General features: G+C 44.0%; 14 protein-coding genes. 4 read left to right on the top strand and 10 right to left on the bottom strand.

Going from position 1 to position 21,635, the window contains the following annotated elements; genetic code table 11:
• The first annotated feature begins 386 nt into the window (after window positions 1–386).
• Window positions 387–1,145 (top strand): phosphatase PAP2 family protein, encoded by a 759-nt coding sequence (locus WHS63_RS12025; RefSeq protein WP_445205316.1) that lies wholly within the window; start codon window positions 387–389, stop codon window positions 1,143–1,145.
• Between the two features lie 3 nt (window positions 1,146–1,148).
• Window positions 1,149–2,420 (top strand): MFS transporter, encoded by a 1,272-nt coding sequence (locus WHS63_RS12030; RefSeq protein WP_445205317.1) that lies wholly within the window; start codon window positions 1,149–1,151, stop codon window positions 2,418–2,420.
• Window positions 2,421–2,485: 65 nt separating this feature from the next.
• Here the strand turns inward: WHS63_RS12030 and WHS63_RS12035 are convergent, their stop codons facing one another.
• Complete coding sequence (locus WHS63_RS12035) at window positions 2,486–4,540, bottom strand: hypothetical protein (RefSeq protein WP_445205318.1); 2,055 nt, start codon at window positions 4,538–4,540, stop codon at window positions 2,486–2,488.
• Between the two features lie 134 nt (window positions 4,541–4,674).
• On the opposite strand from WHS63_RS12035, the gene WHS63_RS12040 reads away from it, so the two are divergent.
• Window positions 4,675–4,887 (top strand): DUF6485 family protein, encoded by a 213-nt coding sequence (locus tag WHS63_RS12040; RefSeq protein WP_445205319.1) that lies wholly within the window; start codon window positions 4,675–4,677, stop codon window positions 4,885–4,887.
• Window positions 4,888–4,939: 52 nt separating this feature from the next.
• Here WHS63_RS12040 and rocD read toward each other — a convergent pair whose 3' ends face one another.
• The gene (gene rocD, locus WHS63_RS12045; protein ID WP_445202992.1) at window positions 4,940–6,151 is read right to left on the bottom strand and encodes an ornithine--oxo-acid transaminase; all 1,212 of its coding nucleotides are present in this window, start codon (window positions 6,149–6,151) and stop codon (window positions 4,940–4,942) included.
• Window positions 6,152–6,449: 298 nt separating this feature from the next.
• Here rocD and WHS63_RS12050 point away from each other — a divergent pair, with 298 nt between their 5' ends.
• Window positions 6,450–7,001 carry a nitroreductase family protein gene (locus WHS63_RS12050; RefSeq protein WP_445205320.1) on the top strand — a complete coding sequence of 184 codons (552 nt, stop codon included), beginning with the start codon at window positions 6,450–6,452 and terminating at the stop codon, window positions 6,999–7,001.
• Between the two features lie 62 nt (window positions 7,002–7,063).
• Here WHS63_RS12050 and WHS63_RS12055 read toward each other — a convergent pair whose 3' ends face one another.
• The 8 genes from WHS63_RS12055 to clpB all read right to left on the bottom strand — a co-directional run.
• The gene (locus WHS63_RS12055) at window positions 7,064–8,962 is read right to left on the bottom strand and encodes a methyl-accepting chemotaxis protein (RefSeq protein WP_445205321.1); all 1,899 of its coding nucleotides are present in this window, start codon (window positions 8,960–8,962) and stop codon (window positions 7,064–7,066) included.
• 6 nt (window positions 8,963–8,968) lie between these two features.
• Entirely contained in the window at window positions 8,969–9,688 is a 720-nt protein-coding gene (locus tag WHS63_RS12060) for a hypothetical protein (RefSeq protein ID WP_445205322.1), read from the bottom strand.
• Between the two features lie 95 nt (window positions 9,689–9,783).
• A complete protein-coding gene (locus WHS63_RS12065; RefSeq protein WP_445205323.1) occupies window positions 9,784–12,624 on the bottom strand; it encodes a PD-(D/E)XK nuclease family protein in 2,841 nt (946 codons plus the stop codon).
• An 8-nt stretch (window positions 12,625–12,632) separates the two neighbouring features.
• Window positions 12,633–13,112, bottom strand: coding sequence for a VirK family protein (locus tag WHS63_RS12070; protein WP_445205324.1), 480 nt, complete (start codon window positions 13,110–13,112; stop codon window positions 12,633–12,635).
• 85 nt (window positions 13,113–13,197) lie between these two features.
• Window positions 13,198–14,154 (bottom strand): TIGR01212 family radical SAM protein, encoded by a 957-nt coding sequence (locus tag WHS63_RS12075; protein WP_445198059.1) that lies wholly within the window; start codon window positions 14,152–14,154, stop codon window positions 13,198–13,200.
• Between the two features lie 90 nt (window positions 14,155–14,244).
• Entirely contained in the window at window positions 14,245–15,627 is a 1,383-nt protein-coding gene (locus WHS63_RS12080; RefSeq protein WP_445205325.1) for a TlpA family protein disulfide reductase, read from the bottom strand.
• 70 nt (window positions 15,628–15,697) lie between these two features.
• A complete protein-coding gene (locus WHS63_RS12085) occupies window positions 15,698–18,898 on the bottom strand; it encodes a UvrD-helicase domain-containing protein (protein WP_445205326.1) in 3,201 nt (1,066 codons plus the stop codon).
• 213 nt (window positions 18,899–19,111) lie between these two features.
• Window positions 19,112–21,635 (bottom strand): ATP-dependent chaperone ClpB (clpB, locus tag WHS63_RS12090; RefSeq protein ID WP_445205327.1); only part of this gene is annotated, 2,524 nt, incomplete at its 5' end.

The following is a 21,635-nucleotide window of genomic DNA, read 5'->3' on the forward strand; positions in this document are numbered from 1 at the left end:
GGGTCGGGCTTTTCAGCCTTGATTTTCTTTGGTTCTTTCTTGTATCAAGACAAGAAAGAACATGTAAAAGGCTCTTTACCAAACTTTTCTGTTGCGATGCAACGCTTTCCCCTTGCTCTTTGGAATACTATAGAGTGCATCGCTTTAGAGTAGAGATAGCCATGGAGTTACAAATGTTTCGCCCCAATGTGGCTGGAAATGTTGTTAATTGTTAGTTGTTCGTGAGGCTATTATCATGTTGAGCGCGAGCGAAACGTTTCATGGGGTCGATTAGAGATCCTTCGCTGTGCTCAGGATGACAGGCATGTATATTTTTGTTAACTAAACGACATTGAATGGCTTAATAGTCATATTTAGATGTTTATCTTTGCAAAAAAAAAGAGGTTTTGAAAACAAGAATCATTTTGATTTTAGGGATACTTTTTTACCTAAATGGCTTTTCACAACAGCTAACTCGGATTGATAGCCTAAGTCAACGGCCAAAGCCGGAGTATAGGCTCACGGTTAAGAACACAATTATTCCAGTATCGTTAATCACCTATGGTGTGATTGGTCTCAACAATCCGAAACTGAAACGCTGGAATACTGGAATCCGCAGCGAGGTGTTAGAGCATATAAACACAAAGTACAGAGCCGACGATTACTTTCAGTATGTTCCTGGCCTAGCGGTTTACATACTCGACGATGCCGGACTAAAGGCGAAGCATTCGTTTTGGGACAGAACTGCTATACTTTCTGGCTCGTTTGTTTTGCAATTGGCAGTGGTGCGAGTTCTTAAACACAAAACCGGTGTTATGCGGCCCGATAGTAGTTCTAAAACGTCATTCCCATCGGGGCATACTGCTATGGCTTTTACAGGAGCTGAGTTTTTGTGGCAGGAGTACAAGGACCATACAGTATGGATTGGTGTGGCTGGTTATGCTATTGCTGGTACAATTGGTTTTGCAAGGGTTGTCAATAACAAGCATTGGATAACCGATGTTTTTGCAGGTGCAGGAATTGGAATGCTAAGTACTAAAATATCGTACTATACTTACGAACGATTTAAACTAAAACAACGGAGTAGGGGTCAAACGCATGCTGTAATTGTTCCCTACTTTAATGGGAATGGAATGGTGGGTTTAGCAGCGGGCATTCAATTTTAATGCATGTTCAGGTATATCGATATACGTTCATACTTTAACCGGGTTGGTTTTGCTTTTAGGGCATTGAAAAGCCCTAACTTCAGGATGTTCTTTTATGGGCAGATTGTTTCGCTCATGGGTACCTACATTCAGAACCTGGCGTTAGGTTGGCTTATATATCGGTTAACCGATTCCCCTTTTCTGCTTGGGTTAGTAGGTTTTGCAGGTCAAATCCCATCGCTATTTTTAACGCCAATAGCCGGCGTTTACGCCGACAGGGTAAACCGAAGGTATGTGCTTATTGGTTCGCAGGCTTTATCAATGGTTATGGCCTTTACCCTAGCAGCGCTTTACCTTACTGGAGTGCTTCAAATTTGGCATATCATACTAATTGCTGTTATAAATGGAGTTTCGCTTGCTTTCGATACTCCATTCCGTCACGCTTTTCTGCTGGAGATGGTTGGCGATAGGGACTTGCTTCAGAATGCCATTGCGTTAAACTCAACACTGATTAACTCGGCCCGTTTTATTGGGCCCACCATAGGTGGTTTTATTATTGCGTTGTTGGGCGAAGGGTGGTGCTTTATAATTAATGGGTTTAGCTTCATGGCGGTTATAGCATCGTTAATGTCGATGAGGGTAAAGCCTATGAATACTCATCATCACCATGGTTCCATCTTCCAGGAACTGGCTGAGGGTTTAGCTTATTCATACCGGAATAAAACAATTAGGTATTTACTTTTACTAATTTCGTCAATAGGGTTTATTGGCTTGCCGTTTCAGGTGTTTATGCCTGTTTTTGCCCGCGATATCCTTCATGGTAACTCGCAGTTGCTTGGATTTCTCACTGGTTCGCTTGGCGCTGGTGCATTGTTGGGTGCATTCTATTTAGCTTCGAGGAAAAGCATTAGAAGTTTACCAAAGATTATTCTTGTTTCTTCCATCCTTTTTGGCATTGGATTGTTTGTTTTCTCGCTTTCATCAAATACAGCTGTATCGCTTGGAGTAATATTTATTACTGGATTTGGTATGATTGTTCAGTTTGCAGCAACTAATACTCTTTTGCAGCACATTGTTGATGAGGATAAGCGGGGAAGGGTGGTTGCACTCTACGGTTTATCGTTTATGGGTATTACACCTCTTGGAAGCCTATTGCTGGGCTCAATTAGCCCTACAATTGGTGTTCAGCTAACCCTTGCAATATCAGGATTGCTTTGTCTGTTTGCAGTGGTTTTGTTCGGCAGGAAGTATGGAACTATCGCTCAGACCGTAAAAAGATTTGAAAACAGCCACTAACCCTGTTAAGAAATAAATAAAAAGCCGTCCACATTAGGACGGCTTTCAAGTATTGTTGGACTGATTTACTTTTTCTCGGAGAGTTTTTGTACGGCTACTGCCGATGCCTCAAGAATAGGAGTAACCGAAAGTGGCTCACCAACACCTTTCTTAAGCCAGAGCTGAGGGATTAAACGACCCTGTGAGTAAATCCGTTCAACCTCTGCAGCAAATGAGCGGCCACGGAACTGCTTTTCCAGCTGAAAATCGATAAGATGACCTATTGGGTAAGCCGATAGGTAAAGCGGATTGTCAATCATATGTGAGTAAATGGCAAGTATAGGCTCGTCGGTGCTGCCAAACACATCGGCGTAGAATTTATTCCAAATGTCGCGCGCAATGGTAAGGGTTGCATTACGAACCTCATCGGCGGGAGCATTGGGGTTGTTGTACAACCACTTCCAGAGGTTGATATCAACCAGCGATACGCCCATAATTTCGTAGCACGACCAAAGGTTATCGAGGGTTTCAAGGTATTCCTTATCGGGGTTAACCTCCTTCATGCCCAGCACATCAAGGTCGCGTTTCTGGAACACGAATGCCAATGCCTCAGTAAAGGCTGTGTTAGGTACGCCGTGCATTATGTAGTAATCAACATCGTGCAGGGTAATGGTTTGCTCCACGTTGTGACCAAACTCATGCATGGCGATGTTAAATCCCTTGTAGTTCATGCCCGAGGCAGGAACACGGGTGCGGAGCAGTGCCACATCGTTGTGCATCTCAGCACCCCATGCATGCCCTGCGCCACGCGAGGCCTCAACTTTTACCCGGTCGGCAATGAATTTAGCTTTTTCCTTGCTCCATCCCAGCGAGGTAAGGATATTTGGAAGCTCAGCCTCAAAGGCTTTGGCATCGCGAAAACGCTTGGTGGTAATGCCATCAAGTTTTTCAGCAGGGATGCCGCTGCGGGCTTTAAAACCATCGTACCAGATATCGAATGGCTGTAACGGGCGACCTAAGCGCTGGCTGATTAGTTTCCCAGCTTCGCGAACCTCCTTTGACGATACCAAATCAATAAATAGCTGTTCAACCTCTTCGACCGGGAGTTCAAACTCACCCTCAAACTTGCGTTGTATGTAGGTTGGCATTTTAGGGGTGTACTCGTCAATTGCTTTTAGTGCCTTGAATTGGTTTATTACATGCTGGTAGCGAGTATTGGGCTCGGGTGTAGCTTGAACCTCATTACCTTCCTTGGTTACAGTATTGGTATATGGATTCCACTTATACTCGTTGCTGTTGATAACCTGCTGGGGTATGGATTGGTCAATAATTCGCTTCATCACCTGGTAAATCATCTGCTGGTGAGCAAGTCCATCCTCCTTGTTGGCGTAGTGCGACTTTAACTCATCGCGCAATCCCCAGTGCGATATCAACTTCATATCGGCAGGGAACATGGTTTGACCCTTGTCGTCCACAAGGTTGCCCATGTAAATGTTGTACTCGCTGATGTAGGTGTCGGCATTGGTGTTTACTGTAGAAAAGTTCTGGATGAGTTGGGCAGGAACTCGACTTGTGAACATATCGCCCATACGAGCGTAGGCCCATTGCTTGCGATTCCAGTTTTCACCCATTTCGGTTTTCTCCTTCAGGGTGTAATAGGGGAAGTTTAGGGCAGTAATAAATGCAATTTTGTTGGCATAGAGGTCGTCGTTTAGGTGTGCTGCCGCATTGTATGAGCCAAAGAGCTCATCAATGGGGGTTACTGGGCCCCAGTCCAGGTGGAGGGGTTTCATGAGCTCTTTGCTCAACAGGATGAAGTAGCCATTTAACATTTCAAAACCATAGGAGAGCTTGTTGAATAACTGCTCCAGCGCTGCATCGTCCGATACAAATTGTGTGGTGCAGAACTGCTCAAAATCGGTCTCGGTGCCATCGGTAATCCTCCAAAGCATGGCCACTTGAGCAACTCCGCGTTCAATTCTTTCCTTTTGGGAATCGCCGTGCTGTTTAACCAGTTCAGTAGTTACCTTTTTCACTGTGGCATCGCTAATGGGCGATACGTCCACCTTTTGTTCAGGTTGTTTGCACTGAACCATAAGCAATGCGGTTGCAATGGTTAGTAGTGTAAATATTTTTCTCATGGTGAGTTGGATTGAGTTTAACAATGTAGTTACAAAAATGCAAATTCATAGGTTAGATTGCAATTCATTCTGAAAGTTTATCAAGTTTTTTTACTATAGAATTATTTTTGCCGATGTTTAAAAGTGAATTAGCTATGGAATGTAAAAAGGAGAATAACTCCAAGTTTTGCAACTGCTCCTACCCCTGCGGTAAGCATGGTGTGTGTTGCGATTGTTTAGCCTATCACCGTAAGAATGGCGAATTGCCTGCCTGCTATTTTCCAGCCGATATTGAGCGTGGATACGATAGGTCCATTGACAATTTTATCAGTGTGGTCAAGGAAAGGGGTACGGATTACTTAAGGTAGAAAATGAAAAAGGTGACACGTATGTGTCACCTTTTTGGTGTGTAACTTTTTACTATTCAAATTGTTTAAAAGCTTCCTTGATAAGGCCAATAGCCTCACGTAGTTGCTCCTCAGTAATAACAAGGGGAGGAGCGAAACGGATAATATTTCCGTGAGTTGGTTTTGCCAGAACACCTTTTTCGGCCATGGCCAAGCAAACGTCCCAAGCTGTTTTGCCGGGCTTATTACGGATTACCACTGCGTTAAGTAAGCCCTTACCGCGAACAAGCTCAATCATTTCGCTCTTGATACTTTTCATCTCATCGCGGAAGATTTTGCCAAGGCGTTCAGCGTTTTCAGCAAGTTTCTCTTCCTTAACTACCTCAAGGGCTGCAATGGCAACCTTTCCCGCAAGTGGGTTCCCGCCAAAGGTAGAGCCATGCTCGCCTGGCTTAATGGTAAGCATAATCTCATCATCGGCAAGCACGCACGAAACAGGCATTGCGCCGCCTGAAATAGCTTTACCCAGAATTAGGATATCGGGACGAACACCTTCGTGGTCGCAGGCTAGCATTTTACCTGTGCGGGCAATACCGGTTTGAACCTCGTCGGCAATGAAAAGCACGTTGTGCTTCTTGCAGAGGTCATAAGCTTTTTTCAGGTAACCTTCATCGGGAACAAATACACCTGCTTCGCCCTGGATTGGTTCAACAAGGAAACCAGCAACATTAGGGTCCTGCAATGCTTTTTCAAGGGCTGGAATATCGTTGTAAGGAATCTTGATAAAACCAGGAGTGTATGGTCCGAACCCGCCATAGGAATCTGGGTCGGTTGACATGGAAATTACGGTGATTGTGCGGCCGTGGAAATTGTTCTCACACACAATAATCTTGGCCTCGCCATCCTTAATTCCCTTAACGTTATATGCCCAGCGGCGGCAAAGCTTTAGTGCAGTTTCATCGGCTTCGGCTCCGGTGTTCATAGGTAAAACCTTGTCGTAGCCAAAGTATTTGGTTACATACTCCTCAAACTCGCCAAGCACGTTGTTATAAAACGCGCGTGATGTTAGGGTTAGCTTCTGTGCTTGCTCGCACATGGCTTTAATGATTTTTGGGTGGCAGTGCCCCTGGTTAACTGCTGAGTATGCCGATAGAAAGTCGTAGTAACGCTTTCCTTCAACATCCCATAAGTAAACGCCTTGACCCCTTTCCAGCACAACAGGCAGTGGGTGATAGTTATGAGCGCCATACTTGCTTTCGCGCTCCATGTAATCCTTTGGTGTCATCTTGCTCATAGCTTTTGTTTTTTTGTTATATGTTGATATTTAGATGATTATGTTACTTCTAATCAGTTATTTGTCGTTTTGCAAGGTTAAGTATTGTAAACCAATTTTCAAAGAGTTGTTTAGATTTACAAAATATGTTAAGAAACATAAGTCGGAAACCCTTTGAAAACAATGATATCCCTAACAATTCGTAATGATTTTAGCGATTGAATTCAGGGTAAAAAACCTATACGTTGTAATGGCTTTTTTAAACTTTGTTGGTGTTATCTTGTTAATTCAACAATTAATTCAAAATAGAATGAACGAAATATTACAATCAATCCAGCAGCGCCGTAGCGTTATGGCCTTTAGCCCTGAGCCAATTCCAAATGAGCATTTAATTCAGCTTTTTAGGGCTGCCATACTAGCTCCATCGGCATATAACGAACAGCCCTGGTTGTTTTTTGTTGCAAACAGGGAAAATGCCTCAGCCTTTGAAAGTGTGCTTAACACTTTAGCCCCTGCCAACCAGGAGTGGGCTAAGAGTGCAGGTGCATTAGTGGTTACTGCAGCCCGTAAAAACTACACCAGGACAGGTGAGTCCAACTACTATTCCCTGCACGATTTGGGTATGGCTACAGCCATGTTTTTAGTACAGGCTCAATCCATGGGTTATGTTACACATATGATGGGCGGTTTTGACCACATAAGCATTAGGAGTGCTATTAAACTTGATGATGGCTACCAAATTGGAGCGGTAATTGCATTAGGAAAACCCGGAAGCATCGAAAATCTTAACCCTCAGAATAAACAAAGAGAACTGTCGCCACGGATGAGGCTGGAGCTTGAAAAGGTACTAAGAATTCTCTAAAATTATAAAACCCGGACCATTTTTATTTTTGGCCCGGGTTTACTTTAAAATCACTTTAGAGATTAAAGTTTAAAACTTTCAACCATATGTATAAGTTGTTGTGCTTGGCTATTAAGCTCTTCAGCGCTTGATGCAATTTCCTCAGCCAGCGATGCGTTATGCTGGGTGAGTTGATTTAGCTGTTGGATAGAGTCGTTTACTTGGTTAGCCCCGGCGTTTTGTTCCACACTTGCAGCAGCAATTTCTTGAACTAATTCAGCAGTTTTCTCAATTTGAGGTACAATTGACTCAAATTGTTTACCAGCCGATTCCGCAGTACTAACACTTGAGCTTGAAAACTGGCCAATTTCATCGGCAGCCGTCCTACTACGTTCAGCCAGCTTACGAACCTCAGCGGCAACAACCGCAAAACCTTTACCATGCTCTCCGGCACGGGCAGCCTCAACGGCTGCATTCAGTGCAAGGATGTTTGTTTGAAATGCAATGTCGGTTATAATATTTATTTTTTCATTGATCAGCATCATGGACTTTATTGCTGATGTTACTGACTCTTTCCCTTTTTTCCCGCCTTCAGCTGCCGATTTTGAAATTTTTTCGGTTTCCTTAGCATTGTTAGTGTTTTGCTGAATGCTTGAAACCATTTGTTCCATTGAACTGCTGATTTCTTCTACTGACGATGCCTGTTCATTGGTTCGTTCCGATAGCTGTTGGCTACCTTGGCTCATTTGTGAGGCTGCTTGGGTGAAGCTTTCCGCAGCATCTCTGATACCAGAAATCATCTCTTTTAGGTTATTTACCATGTTTTTCATGGCAAGGTAAACCTGGCCAATCTCATCGGCAGGAATATTGTCGTTCATTTGTATTGATAAGTCGCCATTGGCAACTCTATTGGTAACCACTACCAGCTTATTTAATGGGCTAAGTATTCGGCGCAGCGCCAGTACTAAAAGAGTTATTCCAATTGCCAACATTACTAATCCAATGCTTATTTGATACCACATCATCGACTTTGCGTTGGCTGTTATATAGCTCATTGGAATCGAAAGCCTAACCTGCCAGGGCAATTGGCTGTTTCCTATATAAATAGGGACATTAACGTTAAGCCAATCATTTTTTTCTTCTTTAACTTCCTGACCATCCTTAAGTAGCTTTATTTGACGGGCATAATCGGTAGGGTCTAATTCCTTGAGCGATTTTCCAATCTGGTCTGCATTAATGGTTGAAGCCACAATAACTCCCTCATTACTGAGAATTGAAATATTTGCCCCTCGCTCCAGCAAGTACGATTTTGACACCATTTCCTGAATGAAGTCAATAGTATAGTCAATACCTGTTACCCCAATAAACCTGTTGTTGCCAATGATTGGAGCCATAAACGATACCATGTAAACCATCTTCCCCTGAACAGGATAGTAAACAGGTTCTGTTACAAAGTCAGTTTTTAGCTCTTTGGGTCTAAAATACCAGGGTGCCTTACCGGGGTCGGTATAATCTATTAATGGCTCAATTACATATGAGCCATTCTCAGATTTTGTTAAATAGGATATAAATCGTCCAGTTCCATCATGCCCGGGTTTGTTGATAAATTGGTTGTCTTTTCCATCGAAGGCGTTAGGTTCAAAGCAAAGGGTGAACCCGAGGTAATCGGGGTCGCTGAGAAGAACCTGGCCGGCCATTCGTTGTGCTTGCTCCCGGCTAATCGCATTGCCTGTTCCTGAAATTGTAACATAGCTTAAAGCATCGGCTATAGCTCTTGCTGAGAGCATGGCCTTATTCATTTTATGCTTTATAAGATCGGCGTAATTTTTTGAAACAGCAACAGCTTCGGCCTTGGCATCGTCAATGGCTACCCTTCTGGCATTCATTGCACTAAACATTACCTGGGCTGAGATTATTAAAAAGATGCTTCCGCCAACCAGTAATGAAAGTTTTACCAGAATCGACTTTGATCGTAGTTTCATACCCTTTTACTTTAAGGTTAGTCCTACAACAAAATACACATCCTCCTTGGCAGGGTTTAAAATGAATGAGGCTGATAGAGGTAAGGAAAAATGGTCAGTTACTTTTACATCTTTAGAAACTGTAAATCCCAAATTGACTATGTTGGCGTTGGTGTGGTATAGACCTTTTGCTGGTGTTCCACCTAGAAATACATCTATTGAATAGTCATTCAGGTTAAACGGATAACCCACCTCGAAATAGGTGGAGTAATACTGATTGCCGTCAGCATCGCGATCGTTTCCGTAAAAGAACGTGGCGGCTAGCGCTCTAAGCGGAAAACTCTCAGTCCCATTCCAGGCAATTGTGCCTTCAAGGGCATGGCCGGTTATCTTTCTGTCCCACTTAAAGTATTTAATTGAGGCCATGTCCGCTTCGTTTTCATTGTAGTAGTCAAATAGGGTTGCTGAAAAACCTCCAATAGCGTATGTAATATACAGATCTACTTCAGCGTAGTTCTGGTTAAAACTGTATGAAGCCCAACTTCCGATGCTAAAATTCCCTACTGATAGCGACAGATCAGGTTGAATGTTTGGGCTGGAGTTATATAGCAAACCCCTCCAAATATACCTGCTTACAATGTTAATGCTGTAATCAACTGAAACATTTGAATTGGAACTTGATGTTTCTTGCGCAATTGAAACTGAACCAGTCAGAATAATTGCCAAACCAATTATTATCCTTTTCATGTGGTTGATTTTTTCGGGTTATCTTAAACGTACGTTCAATAACATGAAAAGGTTTAGTTTCAATATTTGAAATTTTGGTGATATTTATCACCTTTTTAATGCCTATTACAAATGGTGTTGAAACTACAGTTTTCGCATAGCTTGATGTTTGATGTCTGTGAAAATGGGCTATCATCAACTATTCTGTATATCAATGATTTTAGGTAGTAAATAAATTCTTCCCAAAACTCATCGGTTTCCGGAACTTCGGTGCTTGGAATTCTATCGGTGCTGCGAACATACCAAAGCAGAATGTCAACATCACCTATGCCTATACTATTTTCTTGGGTATAAATGAACTTGTAAACAAGTTGCTGGAACAGTCCATCCTTATCGGTTTTCCCATCAAAATCGCTGATGTTGCTAATTTTTGTTTTGGCTGGTTCGTGTTTACCGGTTTTAAAATCTACAATGGTCAGTTTCCCATTTTTGAGTTCCAAACGGTCAATTTTTCCGCCAAGTCGGACGTTTAAGGCTTTACCGCTAAGTTCAATTGGTATTACCGTTTTAACTTCTTCCTCAATTGCCAATAATTTATATGGTGCCCTGTTAAGGTCAGTGCTTAGGGCATTCCTTACCATCCAGTTCACCCTTTCCAGCAGCAACCTATTCCGCCCGTTCAGCTCATCGATAGTTCCGTTAAACTTACTAATTTCTTTAAAAGCTCTAAAAACAGTTTCTTCAACTAATCCAAGCTGGTTAAGTCTGTTCTGGATATGGTCTTTTGTCACTTCTTTACCCACAAAACCGCTATAGATTTGTTCCATAGCTTTATGGAATACGCTACCAATGCCCATGGCATCGAGCTCTTCATCGAGCTCATCGGGGGCTGATATGCCCAACACTCTGTTAAAAAAGAAACTTAAGGAGCAGTTCTTAAACTCCGATAGAGCCGATGGGGAGAGGTACCTGCTACCCTCGGTTGTTTCAAAATACTTGCTTAATCTTTTAGCAATGGCCTCATTTTTTGTCACCTCAATAGGTCTTTCGCTATTTACGCCAAGATCAAAGTTTACGGTTACTTCTTTTATGTTTAGGTTTGACTCCATTTGAAGCTGCTTAACAAAGCGACTCAGTTCACCCGATTTTAATCCCTCGGTTATGTTTGTGTATACAAGGTAGATATTTTCGGCGCGTTGCATTAAGCGGTAAAAGTAGTAGGCGTATACCGCATTTTGGTGCTTGTAGTCGGGCAATCCGTATGCTTGCCGTAGGGTAGGGACTATGAACGATGGGCTAAAGTGGCTCCCCGGTAAAAGATTGTCGTTTACCGAGAGAATTACAAGGTTTTTAAAGTCGAGGTTACGGGTTTCCAGGAAACCCATTATCTGTATACCCGAAAGAGGCTCGCCTATAAACGATACTCTTTGCTCAGCTAAAGCTTTGGTTAGGTATGAGCGGAACGTTTTGTTGGAGTATTCTTCATTTATCTCCGATATCACTAGGCTTAACCGTTTTAAGGCTCGATTAATGGTAAGCAGGTATTCAACTTCAAGCTTAAGCTTATCGTCGTTAGCTTCCATTTCATGGGTTAATCGGCTAACAATTGAGTTAATGCACGTGGCAAGGTAGTTTGCCAGCTCTGAACCCTTGGTTACAGGCTTGAAAATTTGTTCCAGGATGTCGCTTCCACTAAAGGTGTCGGTGGGGATGTTTAGCAATTGCCTATCGATGATTATATCCCTTATCCTATTGGCCTCATCGGGGCATGCAAGTTGAATGTAGGGATGCGATAGTATTAGCAGAACATCGCGGTAGTAGAACTCGGTTTGTTTATCGCTCGATTTTTGGAGTGTTAGCAGGGCATCAATAAAAGAATAGGCCGAAGTTTCGCGCAGCGGATACTCCATGGTAATATTGGCATTACTGTACTTTTCGGGTAATGCCGTGAGCAGCGGAAGTAAAAGTTTCTCGTCGGGTAAAACCACTGCCGTGGTTAGCTCATTAGTGCTGTTAATATTAAGTTCATCAAGAATATCGGGAACAATTTTGGTTTGTGTTACTTCCGATGGCGATGAGATAAGTGTTACCTTTTTGCTAGAGCCTATATTCCCAATGAAATCAAAGGTTGTATTGCTAAGAGCATTCGGAAACAGTTTAAGATTCTGGCGCATGAATAGTCCTGCCTCGTGATCGACACCTGTTGGGGAGTTTATGTAGTAATTGTCGTAATCCCAATAGAAAAGCGCTCTTTCTCCACTTTTTAGAAGCAAAAGCAATCGTTGTTCCGACTTGCTTAATGCGTTAAACCCAATAAAAACAAATTTTTGGTTTGGTATGGCTGATGTGCCGCCCTCCAATGCCTTTACGGCTAGCCGGTAAGCTAATCCCTCGTAGGCTATTCCTTCCGATATTAAGCTGTTGGTAAAGGCACTGTAAATTCCGTAAAGGTTTGCCCAAATTTTTGAGTAGCGTGAACGAATTAGCGATTCTCCCTCAGATGAAACAAGGTTTAGGAATTTTTCAATTAATTCAATAGTTTCCTTATCAAACTCGTTGAATTGCTGCTCAATTTCCTTAAGGTCGTTGATATTGGTGAATAGCATTTTGGGGTCAACCAGGTATTTGTCAATCTGGTCGAAATCGGAAAGCATTATGTTTCCCCAGAAGTAAAACTCATCGTAAGGTTCAAGGCTGTGGGTGGCCTGGCAATAAGCCTTGTAAAGCTTATAGTTGAGCATTAGCGGATCGGCTGGTTTTACACCAGCATAGCTGAACATCAGGTCGCTAATGGTTGTTGTTTCAGGCAACCAAATTGGTTTAGCAATTTGCTTGCTAAGGTATTTGCTGAAGAAAAGCGATGCCCTTCGGTTTGGAAAAACCAGGGTTAATTTTGAAATATCATTTCCGTGTGTTGAGTATAAATGCTCTGCAACAGTCTCAAGAAATGGTTTCATATTTTTGGTTATAGTCGGTAAAAGTAAATTGCTTGCTCTTTAGTGCTGTCGCCAAATTGTGTAAAAAAGTTTTCGCTCATCAACTCCTCTTGGGTGTTGGGGTCAATGTACATAACTGTAACCTTAACCTTTCCGGTATCTTCGACCTTAAACTTGGCGTAGTTGTAAACAAATCCTTTTCCCTTTGGGTTTTGAATCAGCTTGTTTTCTGAGAAAACAACAAAGGCGTGCTCGTTTCCACGTACGGCCTTAGGGGCAAAGTACTCGTAGGTGTCAATGGTCATACCCCCAATGGCTTCGGGCGATTTGTCCTGTAATTCATTATCAGCAACCAGGGTGCACTTAGCGTAATGTATTACAACCCTTACATTGTAGCCTGTATTCAGGGCTGCCATAAGCTCATCGAAGTTTTTTAACGCCTTGGGCTGAGCAATTGCTGCCGTAAAGGCTGCAAGGGTTATGGCAATTAAAATGCTTACACGTTTCATATTCTGTGTTTTTAAGTTCTTATCCGATGTAGTAACTGGTATTAAAATAATTGCTAGACACTAAGATAGCTTCTTATTTTTAATTCTAAACTTTGCTCTCAAACAATCGCCCCTGCCAGGTATCGCGTTTTTCGAGCACCTTTTCAAATGCAATCATCAGCTGGTCGGTTCTCAGATTGCCCCAGGGTGGAACTGCCAGGTAGCGGGGTGGTGCTTCGCCAGTAAAGCGTTCAATAACAAAGTTAGGGTTTAACCGCTCAATAAAATCGGCAAGAAAGTTAAAGTATTCGTCCATGCTGAACAGCTTGAACCATTCAGGGTTGGTTGTGTATTGCTGCTCCATAATTGTTCCCTTGATTATTTGCAGCTGATGAAATTTTACGGTGTGTAAGGGTAACTTTGAAATAATATCGGCTTCGGCAAGCATTTGCTCCTGGGTTTCGCCGGGTAGGCCAAAGATGAAGTGGGCTCCTACGCGTATTCCACGTTTACTTGTTTCGTTAATAGCCCAAACCGATTGTTCAAAGGTATGCCCGCGGTTAATAAGTTGCAAGGTCCTGTTGTAGCAGCTTTCCACTCCGTATTCAAGGGCTATGTAGTATTTGCTGTTGAGCTGCTGAAAGTAGTCAAGTTTAGCTTCATCAACACAATCGGGGCGAGTGCCAATCACTAGTCCAATAATCTTAGGGTGCGAAAGCGCTTCGCTGTAAAGCGCCCTTAACTTCTCCAATGGGGCATAGGTGTTTGAGTAGGCCTGGAAGTATGCCAGGTATCTGTCGGCCCTCCTGTAACGCACTGCATGGAACTCAATCCCCTCCTCAATTTGCTGGGTAATCGATTTCTGTGGTGTGCAGTAGCTGGGGTTAAAGGCATCGTTGTTGCAGTAGGTACAGCCTCCCAGGCCAACAGTGCCATCGCGGTTTGGACAGGTGAAGCCTGCATCAATGGTTAACTTTTGAACCCTGCCCCCAAACTCCCTCTTAAAGTAGCCCGAGTAACTATTGTATCGGCGTGTGTCGCCCCAGGGGTAAACTTTAGTCATGTTTATAGCAAATAACCTGATAAAGATAGAAAAACCTTGCCAAACAAAAAAAGGCCGGCATAGCCGGCCTTCAGGTATTTGGCGTAATCATTAAATCTTTGCAAGCTCCTGGTCGAGCAGGGTACGGATTTCCTCCGAAGACGGACGGGGTGCATTGGGGTTGATAATTTTACCATCGGCACCAATTAACACAAAGGTTGGGATTCCTTTAATCTGGTAATTCTTAGCGGCATCGGAACTCCAGGCGCCATCGGCATGTAGCTGAACGCCACCTAATTTCTTTTCGGTTACCATTTTACGCCAGGCATCCATGTCGTCGTCGAGCGATATCTTCACAAAAACTATCTTTTTCCCCTTGTAGTCTTTTTCCAGTTTGTCAAGGTGAGGAATCTCGCCGCGGCATGGGCCGCACCAGGTTGCCCAAAAGTCAATGTAAACCAGTTTGCCATTGAAGTCGGACAGTGACACTGACTTGCCGTTTATATCGTTGTAGGTAAAAGTGGGGGCAATTTTGCCCGGGGCAATCTTTAGCTTTCCGTTGAAAACCGATTCAACCTCCTGTTTGTAAATAGGTGTAGTACAGGCAGCAAGGTAACTGTTGCAAATATCGTTCAGCTTCCAGAACTCACCAAACTCAATTTCTTGCAGTAGGTAATATTTCTTAACGTAATCCCTGATTTTAGGATTGGTGAAAATGCTGTCGATCATGCTGAAAATAGCAGGAAGACGTTCTTGTGCAGGTTTGGACCATAGTTCCTTAAAGTTCTGAGTTTTTCGAATTCTGTGCTCTGCGTATGTTTCAACAAGCGAAGCATATTCGTCGTAACTCAGGTGTTCGCCGTTGTTCATGTCCACATTGTCAAAGAATGAGTAATCGGCGCTGTCGGGGTTAAATTCTTCGCCCGATAGGTAGGCCGAGTATTCGGGGTATTGGCTACGTAAGCGTAGCATGAAGTAGCGAACCCGGTTGGCCTCCATCTCAGCAAAGTTTTTGCTTTTGGCCTTTAACGAATCGGTTTTCTGGAATAATTCCTTGCTTATGGAATCAATCTTTAACCCAAATTCGTTGAGGTTTAGTGAGAAAAGGTCGCGCCAACCGCGGAAAATATTTTGGAGTTCTTTGCTGCGTGAGCGTAAGTTCTGGTTCAGTTCGCTGTTGCTTCCACTGAAGCTAATGCCATCGGCATTGTTGGCATCAACCTCAAAGTAGCTGCTATCGCCGGGTTCAAGGTAAAGGGTTGTTTGTATTCGGCCCGATCTAACCTTGAGCATCGTAGGATTGGCCAGGTTTACCTTATGGACAAAAAGCCCATTATCGTTTAGGGCTATGGTATCAATAGCATCGGGGCTAATAACAATCACCTTGTTGTCGGTACCATTTGTGTATCGACCAGCAAGCGTGGTCGGTTTTGGCTCCTTTGAGCCACATGCAACCATAGCGGGTATGGTTAAATAGATTAAATACTTTCGCATTGTTAAACTGGTTTTGGTTAGTATTTAGCTAATTGATTGGTAAAGTTATTTATAATTACCGGATTTTGACTTATATCTCCTCGTGTCGGTTTAATTGGAAATACCATAAATATCCCTTCACCCTTTCATAGCCCATGTTGAGTAGTAGTTCTTTGTAATGCTCAACCTGTTTGCGGTGTTTTGGGGTTGGTAATCCAAATTTAAAATCGACAATTACAGCTTGGTTATCACCAATAAGAACCCGGTCGGGGCGGTAAATATTGCCATCGGTGTTTACAATTGATGCCTCGTTTTTCACTTCCCAGGTGCTACTGAACCACCGTTTGTAGGGTTCCTTGTTTATCATCGATATTAAGCTGTTATGGACATTTTGCCTTTGGTTTGCCGTAATGTACCCATTCTGAACAGCCCAATCCATGGCCTCATCCAAATCGTCAAGGGTGATAATTTTCGATAGAATGGCATGCATGGCAATACCGTGTTGCAAATCGCTCTTTTGGTCTATTTCGCCCGAATCCACTTTGAACTGCCGGGCAATTTTCCCACGCATGGGATTAATAGGGTAATGTTTAATAAGTTTTGTCTCTTCGCCCATGCTATCGTTTAGGTCAACTTTTTTTGTTGACTTTTGACCATAAGAGTAAATTACCTTTTTCCCATCAACCACCTTTTGCGGACTTAAGCTTGAGCTGTTTGGCAAAAACTTCACAAATTTGTTTTGTTCTACATTTTCCTGGGTTTTGTTGATTTCGTCTTCAGCAAGCTTTTTATCGGTAACCAAAAGGTATAGCTCATGCTTAGCACGGGTAAAAGCCACGTATTGCAGGTTTATATCGTCTATCTCTTTACAGAATTGTTCATCGTAGTAATCGGCTTCAAAGTATGTTTGAGCCAACGCCTTTTTTGGATTAATTGGTAAAAGCGGGTAATTTTTAAGGTTTTCGTTAGGTGTATCGGCCGGAAGTTTGAACCACATTATGCTGTCTTTTTGCTTCTGTTGGTTCTGCAGGTCGGCAAAGGGGAATATGATTATAGGGAACTCTAATCCCTTTGATTTATGGATGGATAGGATGTTGATGGCATTTTCGGTTTCGGCCATAAAAAGACGTTTGCCTTTCCCGTCCTGCTCATACCACTCAATAAACCGGCTTAGCGAAGAAGTGCCCCTGTACGAAAAGTCAATAGCATACTCATGCAGTAGCGATAGGTAGGGTAGGTGGTCATTAATATCGATATCTTGGTCATGGAAGTACTTTTGAATTATTGCTTCAACCATATAACCCAAAGGGTAGAATCGGATAGAGGTTAGCCAATCAAAGGTATCGTCACTATCGGGAAGGAAGACACTTGGCCAGTGGATGCTTGCGTGCTGATTTTTAAGCAATGCAAATTCCTTGCGGAACTGAGCCACGGCAAGGGTGTCCATTGGGTTTAGGGCGATTTTAAGTGCAGCAACGCACAGCCTTACTGCCGCCGATGAGTTCAGTATTAGCGCATCCTGCGAAACTATTTTGATAAACCCCGATAGCTGGGTGTCGCTTTTGCTTAGCTGAAGCAGGAGTTCGGCCAGCTGCCGTCCTTGCTCGTTTTTACGCACCAAAAAGGCAATATCGCCTGCCCTGTATCCCCTTTCTTTCAAATCAACAAGTATATTTCTGATATGATTTGTAAAGTAATCGTTGGCTTCATCGGTCTTTGGTGGCATAAAAGCTACCTCTACATAGCCTTTTGGCTCAAGTTTCTTTACCTCCTGCTTAACATCGGAATAGAGGTTTTTTAGGTTGAAGGCTGGGTTTTGTGGATTGATAGTTTCCCATTCGTTGATTTCGATGGCTTTTTGAAAGAAATGGTTGTTGAATTCAACAATCGTTCTTGCGCTCCGGTAGTTAACCGTTAGCTGCTTAACCTGTGGATAAAACTGTCGCTCGGCCTCAATTCCGGCCATAATACGCCAATCGCTGTTGCGCCAACGGTAAATTGATTGTTTAACATCGCCTACCACCATGCTAAGTCCGCTGCTTCCTAAGCTGTCGGCAATGAGTGGTTCAAAGTTGCGCCACTGCAGCTGCGATGTGTCCTGAAACTCATCGAGCATGTAGCTGGTGTATTTAGTACCAATCTTTTCGTAGATGAAAGGGGTGTCGGTTTGCGAAACAAACTCCTTGAGCAACGCGCTACTGTCCGATAGGAGCATTACCCCATCGTCGTTAAGCTTTTCCCTGAGCTTTTTGTAAAGCTCGTTGATGATGTAAAGCGTTGAAATGTTGTCATTTATTGCCAGGGCGGTATTGTATAACCTGTAGTTGGAGTTAAGGTAGCTAAAGAGCTCACGGTATTGGGGCATCAGCTTCTGCTCAACAAAACCTTTAAGCATGTTTATTTTTTCCTTGGTCAGCCAAACCGATATATCGGAAAGTGCATCTTCCGCAATGCTTTTATACTCTATGGGTGTAAGTCGTTTTAGCTCGGCTAGCTTCACTATCATTGGTATAATTCCGCCTTTTTTCTTGAAAAAATCGCTGTAGTTGTCTTGGTTAATACCATCTATGCCAGAGCTGTAGATTTGTTTCAGCAAACTTGCTGCTCGTGTTTTTAGATCATTGTATGTTTCGGAGATAATTCGGTTTACCTCTGCTTTAAGCGCATTGAGCGTTTCCTTTTTGTGCATTAGTTCCCGCTCCTCAGAGCTGAGTAGCTTGTAGCGCTCATGGAATAGCATGTTGCCCAGGTTTATGAGGTCGTTTTGAATGTTGGGCGATTTGTTCTCGTCAAGCCTCTCCTCAATCAACCTTTTCAAATGGTTAAATAGTTCGGGGTGTTTGGTAAGCTCATCGAGCAGCGCATCGGAAGCCTTCTCAATGTAGGGCTTGTGTTCCAGAACCAGTTCATTGTTTCCGTGTTGGCCAAGCTCCCAGAGCAGGTTTTGGATTATGCGTTGCACAAAGCTATCGATGGTGCTGATGCTGAACATTGAGTAATCGTGTAGTATGTTGGAAAGCGCTACTTCCGCCCGACTTCTTATTGAATCTTCGTCGATGCCTGTTTCGGCTTTAAGGGTTTGCAGCAAATCGGGTTCTTCACTCCTTTTCAGCTTGTAAAGTTTTTCAATAATTCGACCTTTCATCTCGGCTGTGGCCTTGTTGGTGAATGTAACCGCAAGTATTTCGCGGTAAGCCTGCGGATTTTCAATGAGCATTTTGATGTATTCGGCTACAAGTCGATATGTTTTTCCCGAACCCGCCGATGCTTTATAAACCAATAAACCTGCCATGTGTGAAAAGAAAATTGAATTTGGAATTTAGAATTTTGGAGTTACAGAAATTATTCATCAATCAGTTATAAATATCCTCTAACTCCCTCAAATTCTTTATTCCTTTGGGTAATGGTTAACGAATCTCTTTTAGCTATTCACTTTTTCTAATCCTTTTCAAATATAAAAAAAGCCGCCCAAAAAAAGGCGGCTTGTCAGAAAAATACTCGGAAATTATCGGAAAACCAGTATGTCGTCGCCAAAGTAGTCAACGGTTATGGTTTGTTCCTTGTTTATAGTACCAGCCAGCAGCTGTTTGGAGAGCTCGTTAAGGATTTTCTTTTGCATTACCCGCTTAATGGGGCGTGCTCCGTAAACAGGGTCGAATCCTATATCGGTTATCCATTCCACTGCGCTCTCACTAATTTCAATGCTTACGCCGTTTTGAGCAAGCATCTGCTTGATTCGTTCGAACTGCAACAGAACAATCTGCTTTATTTCCTCACGGTTAAGCGGTGTGAACATTATTATCTCGTCCACACGGTTCAGGAATTCGGGCCTGATGCTCTGCTTGAGCAGCTCAAAAACCTGGTTGCGGGTTCGCTCAAATACTTGTTCAGCATTGCTCTTACTTAGCTGAGCGTAGTTCTCCTGGATAATATGCGAACCAATGTTCGATGTCATTATGATGATAGTGTTCCTGAAATCGACTGTGCGGCCCTTGTTATCGGTAAGCCTACCATCGTCGAGTACCTGAAGCAGGATGTTGAACACATCGGGGTGGGCTTTCTCAATTTCATCGAGCAGAACCACCGAGTAGGGTTTGTGCCTTACCGCTTCAGTGAGCTGGCCACCCTCATCGTAGCCAACATACCCTGGGGGTGCACCAACCAGTCGCGATACCGAGTGACGCTCCTGGTACTCGCTCATATCGATACGGGTCATCAGGTTCTCATCGTTGAAAAGGAACTCGGCTAAAGCCTTGGCAAGTTCGGTTTTACCAACACCAGTAGTGCCAAGGAATATGAATGACCCTATTGGGCGTTTGGCATCCTGTAAGCCGGCGCGGCTACGTCGAACGGCATCGGCAACAGCGGCAATGGCTTCGTCCTGCCCAACCACGCGCTTGTGCAACTCCTCTTCAAGGTGAAGCAGTTTTTCCCTTTCGCTCTGGAGCATGCGGCTAACCGGAATACCAGTCCAGCGCGATACTACCTCGGCTATGTCTTCGGCATCAACCTCCTCCTTGATTAGGGCAAAGTCGGCCTGAACCTTCTTGAGTTCCCCCTTTAGGTGCTCAATCTCGGCCTCGGCCTGTTTGATGCGTCCGTAACGTATTTCGGCAACCTTGCCGTAATCGCCATTGCGTTCAGCATCCTCAGCTTCATACTTCATCTGTTCAATGCTTTGCTTGAGCTGCTGAATTCGGTCAATTACGTTCTTTTCGCTTTCCCACTTAGCGCGCAAACGGGTACGTTCCTCGTTTAGCTCAGCCAGTGTTCTGGATAGTTCCTCGAGCTTAGGTTTATCGCCCTCGCGCTTAATGGCCTCGCGCTCAATTTCAAGCTGCTTGATTTTGCGCTCAAGCTCGTCAATCTCTTCGGGAACCGAGTTCATCTCAAGCCTTAGCTTCGATGCGGCCTCATCAATAAGGTCAATAGCCTTATCGGGCAGGAAACGGTTGGTAATGTACCTGTGCGAGAGCTCCACAGCCGCAATAATGGCCTCGTCCTTAATGCGCACCTTGTGGTGGTTCTCGTAACGCTCCTTTAGTCCGCGCAGTATGGAAATGGCATCGGCGGGTTGGGGTTCATCAACCACAACACTTTGGAAACGGCGCTCAAGAGCCTTATCCTTCTCAAAGTATTTCTGGTACTCGTTAAAGGTGGTTGCGCCAATGGCGCGCAGTTCGCCTCGCGCCAGCGCAGGTTTCAGGATGTTGGCAGCATCCATGGCCCCCTCGCTCTTTCCTGCACCCACAAGGGTATGTATTTCGTCGATGAATAGGATTACCTCACCCTCCGATGCAATTACCTCCTTAACCACCGACTTCAATCGCTCCTCAAACTCGCCCTTATACTTGGCTCCGGCAATGAGTGCGCCCATATCGAGCGAGAAAATCTGTTTGGATTTCAGATTTTCGGGCACATCGCCATTGACAATTCGGTGGGCAATGCCCTCCGCAATGGCGGTTTTACCCACGCCGGGTTCCCCAATAAGTATGGGGTTGTTCTTGGTTCGGCGCGATAGGATTTGAAGCACGCGTCGTATTTCCTCGTCGCGGCCAATTACGGGGTCGAGCTTGCCTGTCCGTGCCATTTCGTTTAGGTTAATGGCAAAGCGGTTAAGCGCATTATAGGTATCCTCGGCGGTTTGCGAGTCCACCTTTGCACCCTTGCGTAGCTCAGCAATGGCTTGCTTCAGTTCCTTCTCGGTAATGCCTGCATCCTTCATTAGCTGGCCAACCTGTTCGCCGGCTGCAACAAGTCCCAAAAGGATATGCTCTACCGATACAAACTGGTCGCCCATGGCCTTGCTGTACTCAAGGGCTTTCTGCAAAACCCTGTTAGCTGCGTTGCTAAGATACTGCTCACCGCCCGATACCTTGGGCATGGAATCGAGCATGCGGTTCAGCACCGCATCAAAAGTGCCCGGGTTTACCCCCAGCTTGCGGAGCAGGAATCCGGTAATGTTTTCGCCCTCATCAAGTATTGCGCGGAGCAGATGGGCTGGCTCCACAGCCTGATGGCTGTAACCC

Source organism: Tenuifilum sp., assembly GCF_037481895.1.
Taxonomy (GTDB): Bacteria; Bacteroidota; Bacteroidia; order Bacteroidales; family Tenuifilaceae; genus Tenuifilum; species Tenuifilum osseticum.

Excerpts from the sequence above, each read along its gene's own strand:
- WHS63_RS12030 (WP_445205317.1), top strand. The coding sequence starts at position 1,149 with ATGTTCAGGTATATCGATATACGTTCATACTTTAACCGGGTTGGTTTT.
- WHS63_RS12035 (WP_445205318.1), bottom strand. The coding sequence starts at position 4,540 with ATGAGAAAAATATTTACACTACTAACCATTGCAACCGCATTGCTTATG.
- WHS63_RS12040 (WP_445205319.1), top strand. The coding sequence starts at position 4,675 with ATGGAATGTAAAAAGGAGAATAACTCCAAGTTTTGCAACTGCTCCTAC.
- rocD (WP_445202992.1), bottom strand. The coding sequence starts at position 6,151 with ATGACACCAAAGGATTACATGGAGCGCGAAAGCAAGTATGGCGCTCAT.
- WHS63_RS12050 (WP_445205320.1), top strand. The coding sequence starts at position 6,450 with ATGAACGAAATATTACAATCAATCCAGCAGCGCCGTAGCGTTATGGCC.
- WHS63_RS12055 (WP_445205321.1), bottom strand. The coding sequence starts at position 8,962 with ATGAAACTACGATCAAAGTCGATTCTGGTAAAACTTTCATTACTGGTT.
- WHS63_RS12060 (WP_445205322.1), bottom strand. The coding sequence starts at position 9,688 with ATGAAAAGGATAATAATTGGTTTGGCAATTATTCTGACTGGTTCAGTT.
- WHS63_RS12065 (WP_445205323.1), bottom strand. The coding sequence starts at position 12,624 with ATGAAACCATTTCTTGAGACTGTTGCAGAGCATTTATACTCAACACAC.
- WHS63_RS12070 (WP_445205324.1), bottom strand. The coding sequence starts at position 13,112 with ATGAAACGTGTAAGCATTTTAATTGCCATAACCCTTGCAGCCTTTACG.
- WHS63_RS12075 (WP_445198059.1), bottom strand. The coding sequence starts at position 14,154 with ATGACTAAAGTTTACCCCTGGGGCGACACACGCCGATACAATAGTTAC.
- WHS63_RS12080 (WP_445205325.1), bottom strand. The coding sequence starts at position 15,627 with ATGCGAAAGTATTTAATCTATTTAACCATACCCGCTATGGTTGCATGT.
- WHS63_RS12085 (WP_445205326.1), bottom strand. The coding sequence starts at position 18,898 with ATGGCAGGTTTATTGGTTTATAAAGCATCGGCGGGTTCGGGAAAAACA.